This is a genomic window from Mycobacteroides immunogenum, assembly GCF_001605725.1.
Taxonomy (GTDB): domain Bacteria; phylum Actinomycetota; class Actinomycetes; order Mycobacteriales; family Mycobacteriaceae; genus Mycobacterium; species Mycobacterium immunogenum.
On the sequence record NZ_CP011530.1, the window covers coordinates 1,844,153 to 1,857,263 of the forward strand.

Here is a 13,111-nt window from a genome sequence, read left to right on the forward strand (position 1 = left end):
GAGAAAAATATGGAAACCCCGTCACAACCCGATGTTCTTCGCGTAAGCGACTCATCAGAGGTCCGTGAGTTCCTCATCGAATTCATCGCCGAGGAGCTGGAACTGCCCACCACGGATGTCCACGACTTCTCCGAGCTGGTAGGTGATCTCGGATTCGACTCATTGTCGTTCGCCCTGGGTGTCTCGGAAATCAAGGGCCGCTTCGGTATCCAGTTGACCAAGGACGACGTCTTCGAATGCAAGACACTCGGTGCGCTGATCGACCTGGTGGAGAGCCGACTGTGACGACGAACCCGGTCATCGACCGGTTGCAGGCCGGCTCCGCCATCACCCATCGCGGTCTCACCTCGGCACCGATCGGCCCCGACGGCACGTCGCGGCTCAAGGAGCTACGTACCGTGCCCTGGTCGCAAGTGCATCAGGCGGGGCTGCGCGTCGCGGGTGCCCTGCAGGCGGCAGGCGTGCGGCCCGGCGATGCTGTCGCCGTATTAGCCGGTGCACCAGGTGAAATCGCGCCGCTGGTACAGGGCATCTGGTTCTCCGGCGCATCGGTGACCATGCTGCATCAGCCCACTCATCGATCCGATATGCGGCTGTGGGTCGAGGACACCGGCCGGGCGTTGGCCGCCGTCGGCTCCTCGACTGTCGTGGTGGGTGATCCGTTCCTGGCAGCGGCCGGACAGTTCGGGACGGTCGGCGCCCGGGTCCTGGAGATACCTGCGCTGCTCGGCGGACCGTCGGGCGAGATCGTGCAGACCGACCAGGACGCTATCGCGTTCCTGCAGTTGACCTCCGGTTCCACCGGCACTCCGAAGGCCGTGAGCATCAGTTACCGCAATATCGAAGCCAATCTGCGGGCCATGGTGAGCGCCTCCGGTGCGGATCCCGAAACAGATGTGGTGATCAGTTGGCTGCCGCTGTTCCACGACATGGGCATGATGGGATTTCTCATTGTCCCCATGTGCCGGGCAATGAACACCGTCAGCGTGACGCCCATGGATTTCCTCGGTGATCCGCTGTTGTGGGCCCAACTCATCAGCACGTACCGCGGCAGCATGACGGCGGGCCCCAACTTCGCCTACTCGCTGCTGGCCCGTCGGTTGCGCAAGGCACCCGAGGGCGTGTATGACTTGTCCTCCTTGCAGTTCGCGCTCAGCGGTGCAGAGGCCATCGATGTCGCGACACTGGAACGGTTCGTTGCCGAGGGCGCCCGCTTCGGTATGCGGGCGGACGCCATCGTGCCCGCCTACGGTATGGCAGAAGCGACACTGGCGGTTTCGTTCGTGCGGCGCGGCGAGGGGTATCGGGTGTGCCCACCGCATCCCGATCTCGCCGCGGCGGAGGGGACACAGGCCAGTGCCCGTGTTTCGCTGGGGCAGCCGCTGCCGGGATGCGAGGTACGGGTGGTCACCGAGGACCGCGTGGTGCTGCCCATGGAATCGATCGGGGAGATTGAGATCCGCGGAGACAACGTCACCGCCGGGTACCGCACGGCCTCCGGATTCGAACCGATGTGTGATGCCCAGGGCTGGTTGTCCACCGGAGACCTCGGTTATCTGACGCAGGACGGGCATCCGGTGATTTGTGGCCGGAAGAAGGACATCCTGATCATCTCCGGGCGCAACGTGCACCCCGAGGACATCGAGCGCTCGGTGGCTGGGGTGTCGGGAGTGCGTTCCGGCGGGGTGGCGGCGGTCCGCCTGCACACGGCGGCGGCCGGTGAGGGATTCGCGATGGTGGCCGAGTCGGCGTTGCACGCGAATACCGCCGAAAGCGAACGCATCCGGGCAGAGGTAGCCGACCGCGTCTACCGCGCCCTCGGCGTGAGTCCGCGCGATGTGCATGTGGTTCCCGCCGGGTGGATCCCCAAGACGTCGTCGGGGAAGCTGCGTCGCAGGGCCACCTCGGAACGGTTGGCGAGGTGTGAACCGGTCCGATGACGACACGGGATCAATTAGTCCGTGTCGGCAGCCAAATGCCCCAAGGGCTTCGCGCACTGAGTGACCGCGGCGCGGGATATCTGCGGCAGCATCCGATCGCCGCGCTCACCACCGTGGGTGCGCAGTTCGTCCTCGGTGTGCACACCTTGCGGTACTTCGCGGCCGACCTGGTGATGGGCCGCTTCCAGTGGACGGAGTTCGTGCGGCAGGCCGCGTTCATGGCGGGTACCGCCGTGATGCCGACGGTGCTGGTGGCGTTGCCCATCGGAGTCACACTGTCCATTCAATTCGCGCTGCTGGCAGGACAAGTCGGTGCCACCTCGTTGGCGGGGGCGGCCAGCGGCCTGGCGGTGGTGCGACAGGCCGCCTCGCTGGTGGCGGCGATGCTGCTGGCCTCGGCGGTGGGCTCGGCGATGACGGCCGACCTCGGCTGTAGAACCATGCGGGAGGAGACCGCCGCGATGGAGGTCATGGGAGTGTCGGTGGTGCGGCGCCTGGTGGTGCCGCGTTTCGCGGCGGCGATCATCATCGGTATCGCCCTGACCGGCGTGGTCTGCTTTGTCGGATTCCTGGCCAGTTACCTGTTCAATGTTTTCGTACAGGGCGGCGCCCCAGGTAGTTTCGTGGCCACCTTCGCGTCGTTCGCGACTCCGGCGGATCTACTGCTGGCTCTGCTGAAGGCCGCGGTGTACGGGGCGATTGTGGCGGTGATCTCCTGCCAGAAGGGTCTGGCCTCCCATGGCGGGCCCACGGGGGTGGCCAATTCGGTCAACGCGGCCGTGGTCGAGTCGGTGCTGCTGCTGATGATCGTCAACGTGGTGGTCAGCCAGGTCTACACGATGCTCTTTCCCCGGGCGGTGCTGTGACCGCGATAGTGCAGACTCGCCCGGAGCCGTTGCGCTCCAGGGTGTTCACCACCGAAGTGACGGCCAGGCCACTGGCCCGTTTCGGCCACATGGTCACCTTCTTCGTACATGCCTTCCTGGCGATTCCTATCGCATTGCGGCGTTATCGCCGCGAGTTTCTGCGGTTGCTGTCCGACATCACCTGGGGGAACGGCTCCATCGTGGTTGGCGGCGGTACGGCCGGGGTGGTCTTGGTGCTCGGTGTCACCACCGGCGCCCTGGTGGCCATCGAGGGCTACAACTTTCTGGAGCTGATGGGGCTCGGTCCGGCCACCGGAGTCATCTCCTCGTTGGTGACCACGCGCGAGCTCGCCCCGATCATGGCCGCGCTGGCGTTCGCGGTACAGGCGGGGTGCCGCTTCACCACCCAATTGGGTTCGATGCGCATGGCCGAGGAGATCGACGCCATGGATTCCCTTGCGATCAGGCCCATTCCCTATTTGGTGACCACGCGCCTGCTGGCCTCCGTGGTGGCCATCATCCCGCTGTATGTGGCGTGCCTGACCATTAGTTATCTGTCCTGCCAGGTCATGGTTGGCATTGTCAGCGGCGGCTCGATGGGACCGTATCTGCATTACTTCACCCTGTTGTCCAGTGGCACCGATATCGCCTACTCGGTGGGCAAGGCCATCGTCTTCGTGTGGATCGCTTCCGCGGTGCAGTGCTACTACGGCTTCTGTGCCGACGGGGGACCGGAAGGGGTCGGCATTGCCGCCGGGCACGCCATGCGCGCCAGCATCACCGCGGTGATCATCGTCAACATGCTGCTGACCATGGCGCTGTGGAGTGTCGACTCCGGTGCCAGGTTCGGGGGTTGATGTGCTGAATCGCCCTGATAGTCATCATGATCTGGATGGCGCTGTCTTTTCGCGCCGCCAGCTGCTGCTGCGCGGGGGCGCCGCGCTGGCTCTGGTCGGCGCCATCACCGCGGCCCTGTTGATCAAGTCGACCGGGGTGCTGGACCGGTATGTGAACGTCGTCGCCGAACTTCGTAACGTCGGTGATGGCCTGCCCCCGCGCTCGGACGTCAAATACCGGGGCGTGCTCGTCGGTAGCGTGGACGGCGTCACCCCGTCGGTGGGCGGGCAGCCCAACCGGGTGCACGTGCGGTTGAAACCCGGCTACGCCGCATCGATTCCCGCCACGGTCACCGCACGCGTGGTACCCAGCAATGTGTTCGCCGTCTCGGCGCTGCAGCTTGTCGATCACGGATCGGGTGCGCCGATTCGCGAGGGCGGACACATCGCCGAAGACGCGCGGCTGCCCACCGTGTTGTTCCAGACCACCGTCAACAAGCTCCGCCAGATCCTCACCGCGGCGGGCCGCGGCCCCGAGGACAACACCGTGGGGATACTGGCGGCCGTTGGGGCTGCCACCGATCATCGCCGCGTCGAACTGCTCACCAGCGCTGCCCAACTCGATCGCCTGCTGGATCAGCTCAACGCGATCGTCGCGACCGACCAGGGACCCTCGACGGTCTCGGCGCTGGTGCAGGCCGCACACGGGCTGTCGCAGACCGCCCCGGATCTGGTGGACGCTCTGCACCAGGCGGTGCGGCCCATGCAGACCCTCGCCGAGAAACGGGACCAGTTGCGCACCTTCATCGGTGCCGGTGTGCACACCACCGGCACCATGGTGCAGTCGTTGCACAACCACACCGATCAGATCATCCAGATCACCACCGATCTGACCCCTGTGCTCGGTGTACTGGCCGACAACGCGCAGCATTTCGTGCCGATCACCCGGCGCATCACCCGATTCTCGGACACCTTCTTTCAGGAGGTCTGGGATCCGGAGCTGGCCACGGCCAAGGGCCGGGTCAACCTGTCCTTCACCCCCTCGTACACCTACACCCGCGCCGACTGCCCGCGTTACGGGGAACTCAAGGGGCCCAGCTGCTTCACCGCTCCGCAGATCGCGGTGCGCCCGGACCTGCCCGAGGTACTGCTGCCGCAGAATTACCAGCCGCCGGCCAACTTGGCGCCGCCACCGGGAACGGTGTTGGGTGACAACGGCAATCTCTTCGCGGTGGGGCCGCCGTTGGTGAATCCGAATCCGGACCTGCGTGACCCGAACCCGCCGGTGCCGTCCTGGCTCAGTCCGGCCCCGCCGGTACCGGGCAGTGCCGACCCCGGCGAAACAGCAACAGCCCCAGCTTCTTTCGGTGGCAATGTGGGCCCGGTGGGTAGTGCGCAGGAACGCGGCCAGCTGGGCCGGATCCTGGGACAGCCGGCTACCTCGGCCGACCAGCTTGTGCTCGGGCCCCTTGCCCGGGGCGCCGTCGTCACCAGAACCGAGAACCCGAGCGGGCAAGGAGCGACCCGGTGAGAGGTACGGCAATACGCGGCCCGCTGATCGGGCTGGCTGTCTTCCTGGTGGTCGCCACGGTGCTGACCTGGCTCGTCTATGTCACGCTGCGCCGGGAGGTCAAGGGCGACACGGCATCCTACGCGGCGATGTTCAGCGATGTCTTCGGCCTGCGTGAGGGCGACGATGTGCGGATCGCGGGGGTGCGTGTCGGCAGGGTCCAGCACATCGAGCTCATCGGAACCACCGCCAAGGTGAGTTTCGCCATCCAGGAGGGGCAGCGACTGCCCGCCAGCACCACCGCCTCGGTGACCTACCAGAACATCGTGGGCCAGCGCTATCTCGCGTTGGCGCAATCACGGTCGGGCCCGGCTGGGCTGCTGGCGCCGGGCGGCATCATCCCTGTCGAGCGCACCGAACCCTCCTTCGATATCGGCACCCTGCTCAACGGATACGAACCGCTCTTCGCGGTACTGGACCCGGCTCAGGTGAACAACCTCACGCAGGCCGTCGTCGGGTCATTGCAGGGGGATACCGCGGCCTTCGCCACCCTGGTGGACCAGACATCAACACTGACAAAGACATTCACCGGGCGCGACGACGCGCTGGATCATGTGATCGCGAGTCTGGACAACGTGGTGGGCAGCCTCGCGGCACAAAACCACGACTTCGAGGACGCCATCGCGGCGACGCGTCAGGTGGTCGGCCAGTTCGACAGCCGGCGCCCGGAACTGGTGTCCTCAGTGGGGAAGATGACCGAGGTGGTCAAAAACCTGTCTCGGATCGCTCGGGATGTGGACCCCTCCGTACACGAACTACTCACGCGGGAGCCCGGTTACACCCGGCACATGCTGGACATCGAACCGCAGATCGCCTACACGGGGCTCAACACACCATTGTTTCTCAAGGGGCTGGCCCGCATGTTCGGGGAGGGCGCCTACATGAACGCCTATGCCTGCGATGTGAACCCCTACGGATTCTTCCCGGGGCTCAACGAGGTTGTGCCGATCATCGTGGACGCGGCCACTCCGGGCAACAAGGCCAAACACACCGCACGGTGCCGCAACGCCGGTGATGGTGGCTGACGATGAGACCGCTGGATTCCTACAACAAGACCTGGCTCGGTGTGATCGCCGTTGCCGTCATCGCCGCGCTGATCGGCGGACTACTGCTGGTGAAGGAACTGGGAATCGGGTACCGGCGATTCACCGCCGAGTTCCTGCAGGCGGCCGCCCTGCGGCCGGGGAACATCGTCACTGTCGCGGGCGTGCAGGTGGGTTCGGTCACCGGGGTGCGGTTGACGGGTGACCGGGTGTCGGTGACCTTCCGGGTGCGCGACAACATGCCGGTCGGGGCCGACTCACGTGCCGCCATCAAAATCACCACGCTGTTCGGCTCCCGGTATCTGGACCTGCGCCCGGCGGGTACCGCCCCGTTGGCGGACCGGCGGATCATCCTGCAGCACACCCAGGTTCCCTATGACCTGCAGGCCGCACTCGCCGACTCCACCCGGACCTTCGAGCAGGTGGACGCCGACCGCATCGCCTCGTCGCTCAACGTGCTGGGCACCCAGCTGGACGGCCTGCCAAACGTGGTGCCGCAGGCCATGGAGAACGTGCGGGCCCTGTCCTCGGTGATCGCGCAACGCCGCGACCAGTTGGGCACCCTGCTGACCAGCACCGAGAACGTGACCAGCATGCTGCGCCGCCAACAGTCCGATATCGGCACGTTCATCCAGCAGGGACAAGAGCTGGTGGGTGAGTTCGTGGCCCGTTCGGCCGCCTTCCACGCGATGATGCGCTCGCTGCAGGGCATCGTGGCGTCGCTGCGCACCATCGTGGTCGGTGATCACCGCGCTCTCGACGGTGTCATCCATACCCTGGAAGAGCTCAGCGGCAAGCTTGCTGATCAGGATGCGTTGTTGCGCAACCTGTTGCAGATAGCGCCGGTGCCCATTCGCGAGATCGCCAATGCCACCGGGTTCGGCAACTCGATCGAGGGCAACCCCGGCGGCGGCGCGCTCATCGACTCGTGGATGTGTGCGATCAGCGGCCGCGCCAAGCAATTCGGAATGATCGAGTACTTCAAGGACTGCCAGTGACCACGATGCGCAAGATGCTCCTGATCTGTCTGGGGCTTGCCCTCGCCGCGACGACGGCGGGTGCGGCGTGGTCCGTCACCAGGGGCGGCGGAACCATCACCATTACGGCCCAATTCGACAGTGCCGCAGGGTTATATCCCGGCAACGTGGTGGCGGTGCTGGGCATGCCGGTGGGCCAGATCTCCAAGATCACGGCCCGGGGCGGCTACGCCGAGGTGGAGTTCACGGTGGACAGTCAGGTGCGGGTCCCGGCAGACGCGCAGGCCGTGACGCTCTCGACCTCGATTCTCACCGACCGTCAGATCGAGCTGACGCCGCCGTATCGCGGCGGGCCGGCAATGGGCGACGGCGACACCATCGGCCTGAACCGGACCCGCACACCCGTCGAGTTCGACCGGGTGCTGGGCATGCTCGACAAACTCTCGGGCTCCCTGCACGGCGACGGCGCGGGCGGCGGCCCCATCGCCGCGGTGCTCAACGCCGGTGACGGTGTGGCCGCAGGCAACGGTGATCGCATCAAGACGGCGCTGGACGAGCTGTCCCGGGCATTGCGACTCGGCACTGACGGCGGGGCACATACCCGTGAACAGATGACGACCATCGTCAAAAACGTCAGCGGACTGCTGGATGCGGCAGCCCGCAACGATGCGAGTCTGCGCCAATTCGGCTCTACCGTGCGTCAACTCAGTGACATTCTGGCTGGTGAGAATTTCGGTTCGGGCAGCACCGGGAAGCAGTTCAACGAGGTGATCGAGCAGACCGGGAACATTCTGCAGGCCAACCGGGATGCCATCCGGCGTGGTATTGCCAACGGCAACAAAAGTATTCAGACGGTATACGACCGTCAGCGGGAGGTCGCCGAGTTCTTCGATGTGTTGCCGCTGATGGCCGACAACCTGTACAACGCCATTGATCAGCGCAACGGTGCGATCCGCGCGCACTTCCTGGCCGACCGCATGGTCTTCGACGGCCAGATGGCCAAGGAGATCTGCAATCTGATGGGGCTGCGTCAACTCGGCTGCAGCACAGGGACACTGCAGGATTACGGCCCCGATTTCGGGCTGACCTACATGCTCGACGGTCTCGCGGCGATGGGCCAGAAATGATGGGCCGCAGGTTGTCGGGGTTCCTGGTGGTGATGCTGCTGTGCGCGGGGTGCTCTACCAGCGGGCTGGCCGACCTGCCGTTGCCCGCGCCGGGGCTCGGCGGCGGGGGATACCGGCTGACCGCGGTGTTCGCGAACGCGCTCAATCTGCCCGAACGCGCCAAGGTAAAGCTCGCCGGTGCCGATATCGGCGAGGTGGAGTCCATGGCGGCCCGGGACTTCCACGCGGTGACCACCCTGCGCATTCGGCACGATGTCGTGTTGCCCGCGGGTAGCACCGCCCAATTGCGCACGGCCACACCGCTTGGCGATGTGTTTGTGGCCATCGAGCCCCCGGGGCAGCCCGCCGCTGGAACGCTGGCCGACGGCGACACCATTCCCATCGACCGGACCGGTGCCGCGGCAACGGTGGAGTCGGTGCTCAGCTCGGCGGCAATCTTGGTGAACGGCGGTGCCGTGCACAACCTCACCAACGTCGTCAACGGGGCCGGCCGGGCGGCGGGACCGGACGGGCAGGCGTTCGGGCGCATGATCGGAAAGTCCAACGAACTGTTGGGCAAGCTCAACGCGCGCTCGGGACAGCTGGATACCGCGATGACCGAGACGGCGCAGCTGGCCCAGGCGCTGGACGGGAAGAGCCAGGAGCTGGGGCAGGTGCTGCACGCGGCGGCGCCGGCGACGCAGGCCTTGCAGGAGAATGCCGGCCAGATCTCGGATCTGGTTCTGCTGTTGGGTGATACCGCGCGTGAGCTGGGAAAGTTCCCGTCCATCGCGGGGACCGACACCAGCGGGCGCAGCGTGGTCGCCGATGCCAACGCCATCTCCCGGTCCTGGAACGATGTGGTGCTGGACCCGGAGACCAGCCTGCTCTCGCTGAATCGGCTGTACGCGCCGTTCATCAAAATCACTGCGGGATCGGCTATTTCCGGCCGCGCCGGTATCGACCGGCTGGTGCTGGGTGCGATCCCCGACGCCGGATTCGGGGGAGACCCGGGCTTCCACGGCCCCAAGCGGTACGACTGGGCCAAGTTCGTCGGGACCATCAAGTACTCGCTGTGGCGGCTACAAGAACGCGTCGTCGGGCAGGGACCCGAGGCGCAGGGCTTCGGTGTGGAAGGCCCCGCCCGATGAGCCGCGCCTGGGTCAGCGGCCTGTCTCTCGTTCTCCTGCTGATGGTTTCAGTCACCTATCTGCTGGTGGGTGTGCTGCACGTGCGGCCCCTGGTCTCGAGTTATCCGGTGACCATCCAGCTGGCCGAATCCGGCGGCTTGCTGCCCAACCAGGATGTGACGCTGCACGGGGTGCGTATCGGTTCTGTCGGCTCGCTGACCTTTACCGGCGACGGCGTGAACGCCACCGTGAACGTCGACGACGGTGTCCGTGTGCCCGCCTCCGCCGTGGCGCGGGTGACCGGACTGTCACCGGCCGGTGAGCAATACCTGGACTTTTCCGCGGGATCGGATGCGGGGCCGTTCCTGGCCGCGGGGGACGTGATCACCCGAGACCGCACCGCCATCCCGGTTACCCCGGCACAGCTGCTGTCACATGCCGACGGCGTTCTGGCGCAAGTAGATCCGATCAAGATTGAACGCATCAAGAAGGAGCTGCGCCTGAGCGCCGAGGGGCCACGCAAGCTCACGGACATCGTCGACGGCGGCGTGTTCTTACTGGCCACCCTGGATTCGGTGCTACCCGAGACGGTCAGCGCCATCAAGAACAGCCGGACGGTGCTGTCGGCGGCGGTGGACGTCAACGGCGGTATCGCCGCCACCACACGCAACCTGCGCAGCACCCTCACCGGTATCAACGCGATGGACGGGGGCTACCGGAAACTCATCGACCAGTCGCCGCGGGTGCTGGCGGCCACGGACAAGCTGTTCGATGACAACTCCGACACCATGGTGCAGCTCTTGTCCAACCTGGCCGTCAACGCCCGGCTCTCCTATGTGCGAGTGCCCGCGCTGAACGCGCTGTTCCCGAACTACCGGGGCTCCGCGTTGGAGGCCTTCATCAGCACCATGCACGAGCATGGACTGTGGGTGACCGCCGATCTGTATCCGCGGTACGCCTGCGATTACGGCACCCCACGGCATCCGCCCTCGGCGGCCGACTATCCGGAGCCGTTCCTGTACACCTACTGCCGCGACGACGATCCCGCCGTCCTGGTTCGGGGGGCCAAGAACGCACCGCGCCCGGCAGGTGACGACACGGCCGGACCACCGCCGGGTGCCGACCTGGGTGCCAGGTCTGACCCGACGCCGCCCGGCCGCTACACCATCCCGACGCCCTACGGTGGACCGGCGCTGCCCATCGAGCCACCGAGGTAGTGATGCCGGCGAACAATTCACATCCGCGACCGTCATCGGCCGCCGGGCGCGCGGTGCACACCCGCCGGATCGCGTTCACGTTCGACCAGTCGGCGCCCTCGCGCCGGCATTTCGTGGCCGGTGACATCGCCATGAGCCATCTGGTGGCACTGCTGTCTGGCTTCTTCCCGTCGGGCGAGGAATTCTTCATCCAGTCGGTGCGGCGCTACGACCGGCAGATCGCCGATCCCGTCCTCAAGCGGCAGGTCGCCGGGTTCATCGGACAGGAGATGACCCACGGGATCCAGCACCGCGAACTGAACGCACAACTGGTGCGGCGCGGCTACTGGGCCACCGGGCTGATGGACCGGGTGGGCACCCGGCTGGTCAAACGCATGAAACAGAACAGGGACCGGCTGCCCGATACCGTCGCCCGGTCAGCGCTTGCCGTCACCGCCGGTGTGGAGCATCTCACCGCCATCCTGGGAGAGCAGGTGCTCAGCGTGCCCTGGATACAGCGCCAGCTGACCGACCCCGAGGTGCGCGCCATGCTGAATTGGCACGCCATCGAGGAGATGGAACACAAGTCGGTGGCCTTCGACGTGTATCGGTACGTCGGGGGCAGCGAGCCGATGCGTATCGCGGCGATGGTGCTGACGCTGGGACTCTTCCTGAGCCGGACGGTGATCTTGCTGGCGTCGATTGCTACCGACCCATGGGCCTGGCGCCACCCCGGACGGACTCTGCGCAGCCTGGCGACCTTGCCGCACACACCGCTGTTCGCGGGGCTCGGGGCCAAGATCCGCTGCTATCTGCGGCCCGGTTTCCATCCCGACGACATCGACCATGGCCCTTTGCTCGAAGCGTGGCGCGACGAGTACTTCGGTCCCGAGGGGATCCTGCTGGACCATCTGAAGTAGTTGCTGCCAGGCCACCGAGGTAGAAAGCGTTTTGTCCGGCCCTTAGGCTGTCCAGGTCAATAAAGCTGTCTTGTGGACCTCAAGAGGAGCCTGAGCGAATCGTGGCCGCCAAGCCGAACGCCGCTGGTAAGAAGATCGAGGCCGTCGTCAACCTCGCCAAACGCCGGGGACTTGTGTACCCGTGCGGTGAGATCTACGGCGGTACCAAGTCGGCGTGGGATTACGGACCGCTCGGCGTGGAGCTCAAGGACAACATCAAGAAGCAGTGGTGGCGCTCCGTCGTCACCAGCCGCGACGACGTCGTGGGCCTGGACTCCTCGGTGATCCTGCCGCGCCAGGTCTGGGTGGCTTCCGGACACGTCGAGGTGTTCAACGATCCGCTGGTGGAGTGTCTGAACTGTCACAAGCGTCACCGGCAGGACCACCTGCAGGAGGCGTACCTGGAAAAAAAGGGCGCGAAAGAAGGCCTCACGGATCCCGAGTCGGTCGCGATGACCGAGATCGTGTGCCCGGACTGCGGCAACAAGGGTCAGTGGACCGAGCCCCGTGACTTCAACATGATGCTCAAGACCTACCTGGGTCCCATCGAGACCGAAGAGGGTCTGCACTACCTGCGCCCCGAGACGGCGCAGGGCATCTTCATCAACTTCAAGAACGTCGTCACGACGTCGCGGCAGAAGCCGCCGTTCGGCATCGGCCAGATCGGCAAGAGCTTCCGCAACGAGATCACCCCGGGCAACTTCATCTTCCGCACGCGCGAGTTCGAGCAGATGGAGATGGAGTTCTTCGTCGAGCCGTCGACAGCGCCCGAGTGGCACAAGTATTGGATCGACACCCGGCTGCAGTGGTACATCGATCTGGGCATCGACCCAGAGAACCTGCGACTGTACGACCACCCCAAGGAGAAGCTGTCGCACTACTCCGACGGCACCGTCGACATCGAGTACAAGTTCGGTTTCAGCGGTAACCCGTGGGGTGAGCTGGAGGGCATCGCCAACCGCACCGACTTCGACTTGTCGACGCATGCAAAGCATTCCGGTGAGGACCTGTCGTACTACGACCAGGCTGAGGACCGCCGGTACACGCCGTACGTGATCGAGCCCGCGGCCGGTCTCACTCGTTCGTTCATGGCCTTCCTGGTTGACGCCTATCACGAGGACGAGGCGCCGAACGCCAAGGGCGGTGTGGACACCCGCACCGTGCTGCGGCTCGACCCGCGCCTGGCGCCGGTCAAGGTCGCGGTGCTGCCGCTGTCGCGCAACGCCGATCTGAGCCCGCGCGCCAAGGCGCTGGCCGCCGAGCTGCGCCAGTACTGGAACGTGGACTTCGATGACGCCGGTGCCATCGGCCGGCGGTATCGTCGACAGGACGAGATCGGCACCCCGTTCTGCGTCACAGTCGATTTCGACTCGCTGGAAGACGATTCGGTTACCGTCCGCGACCGCGACGAGATGACCCAACAGCGCATTCCGATCGGCGGCGTGGCCGATCATCTCGCCAAGACACTCAAGGGCTGCTAGCCAAGGA

General features: G+C 65.8%; 12 protein-coding genes. All 12 read left to right on the forward strand.

Features of this window, described 5'->3' with window-relative positions:
- Positions 1-9: 9 nt before the first annotated feature.
- Positions 10-285, forward strand: coding sequence for an acyl carrier protein (locus tag ABG82_RS09115; RefSeq protein ID WP_043075877.1), 276 nt, complete (start codon positions 10-12; stop codon positions 283-285).
- On the forward strand, positions 282-1,940 hold the full coding sequence (locus tag ABG82_RS09120) for a fatty acyl-AMP ligase (RefSeq protein WP_234707964.1): 1,659 nt from the start codon (positions 282-284) through the stop codon (positions 1,938-1,940). Before ABG82_RS09115 ends, ABG82_RS09120 begins: the two co-directional genes overlap by 4 nt.
- Positions 1,937-2,806 (forward strand): MlaE family ABC transporter permease, encoded by an 870-nt coding sequence (locus ABG82_RS09125; RefSeq protein ID WP_043075875.1) that lies wholly within the window; start codon positions 1,937-1,939, stop codon positions 2,804-2,806. Before ABG82_RS09120 ends, ABG82_RS09125 begins: the two co-directional genes overlap by 4 nt.
- 89 nt (positions 2,807-2,895) lie before the next feature.
- Positions 2,896-3,663, forward strand: a complete 768-nt coding sequence (locus tag ABG82_RS09130; RefSeq protein ID WP_078343599.1) for an ABC transporter permease — start codon at positions 2,896-2,898, stop codon at positions 3,661-3,663.
- Positions 3,644-5,173: an MlaD family protein gene (locus ABG82_RS09135; RefSeq protein ID WP_043076101.1), complete on the forward strand. Its 1,530-nt coding sequence runs from the start codon at positions 3,644-3,646 to the stop codon at positions 5,171-5,173. Before ABG82_RS09130 ends, ABG82_RS09135 begins: the two co-directional genes overlap by 20 nt.
- Positions 5,170-6,237: an MCE family protein gene (locus ABG82_RS09140; protein ID WP_043075874.1), complete on the forward strand. Its 1,068-nt coding sequence runs from the start codon at positions 5,170-5,172 to the stop codon at positions 6,235-6,237. The genes ABG82_RS09135 and ABG82_RS09140 overlap by 4 nt, the downstream gene beginning before the upstream one ends.
- A gap of 2 nt (positions 6,238-6,239) precedes the next feature.
- Positions 6,240-7,253, forward strand: a complete 1,014-nt coding sequence (locus ABG82_RS09145) for an MlaD family protein (protein ID WP_043075873.1) — start codon at positions 6,240-6,242, stop codon at positions 7,251-7,253.
- Positions 7,254-7,267: 14 nt separating this feature from the next.
- Positions 7,268-8,359, forward strand: a complete 1,092-nt coding sequence (locus ABG82_RS09150) for an MCE family protein (protein ID WP_043076100.1) — start codon at positions 7,268-7,270, stop codon at positions 8,357-8,359.
- On the forward strand, positions 8,359-9,489 hold the full coding sequence (locus ABG82_RS09155; protein WP_043075872.1) for an MlaD family protein: 1,131 nt from the start codon (positions 8,359-8,361) through the stop codon (positions 9,487-9,489). Before ABG82_RS09150 ends, ABG82_RS09155 begins: the two co-directional genes overlap by 1 nt.
- Positions 9,486-10,685: an MlaD family protein gene (locus tag ABG82_RS09160; RefSeq protein WP_043075871.1), complete on the forward strand. Its 1,200-nt coding sequence runs from the start codon at positions 9,486-9,488 to the stop codon at positions 10,683-10,685. The genes ABG82_RS09155 and ABG82_RS09160 overlap by 4 nt, the downstream gene beginning before the upstream one ends.
- A gap of 2 nt (positions 10,686-10,687) precedes the next feature.
- Complete coding sequence (locus ABG82_RS09165) at positions 10,688-11,584, forward strand: metal-dependent hydrolase (RefSeq protein ID WP_043075870.1); 897 nt, start codon at positions 10,688-10,690, stop codon at positions 11,582-11,584.
- Positions 11,585-11,685: 101 nt separating this feature from the next.
- Positions 11,686-13,104: a glycine--tRNA ligase gene (locus ABG82_RS09170; protein ID WP_043075869.1), complete on the forward strand. Its 1,419-nt coding sequence runs from the start codon at positions 11,686-11,688 to the stop codon at positions 13,102-13,104.
- Positions 13,105-13,111 lie beyond the last annotated feature (7 nt).

Bases quoted from the DNA above. Each gene is read 5' to 3' on its own strand.
- ABG82_RS09130 (WP_078343599.1), top strand. From the start codon at position 2,896: ATGGTCACCTTCTTCGTACATGCCTTCCTGGCGATTCCTATCGCATTG.
- ABG82_RS09125 (WP_043075875.1), top strand. From the start codon at position 1,937: ATGACGACACGGGATCAATTAGTCCGTGTCGGCAGCCAAATGCCCCAA.
- ABG82_RS09155 (WP_043075872.1), top strand. From the start codon at position 8,359: ATGGGCCGCAGGTTGTCGGGGTTCCTGGTGGTGATGCTGCTGTGCGCG.
- ABG82_RS09160 (WP_043075871.1), top strand. From the start codon at position 9,486: ATGAGCCGCGCCTGGGTCAGCGGCCTGTCTCTCGTTCTCCTGCTGATG.
- ABG82_RS09145 (WP_043075873.1), top strand. From the start codon at position 6,240: ATGAGACCGCTGGATTCCTACAACAAGACCTGGCTCGGTGTGATCGCC.
- ABG82_RS09165 (WP_043075870.1), top strand. From the start codon at position 10,688: ATGCCGGCGAACAATTCACATCCGCGACCGTCATCGGCCGCCGGGCGC.
- ABG82_RS09150 (WP_043076100.1), top strand. From the start codon at position 7,268: ATGCTCCTGATCTGTCTGGGGCTTGCCCTCGCCGCGACGACGGCGGGT.
- ABG82_RS09115 (WP_043075877.1), top strand. From the start codon at position 10: ATGGAAACCCCGTCACAACCCGATGTTCTTCGCGTAAGCGACTCATCA.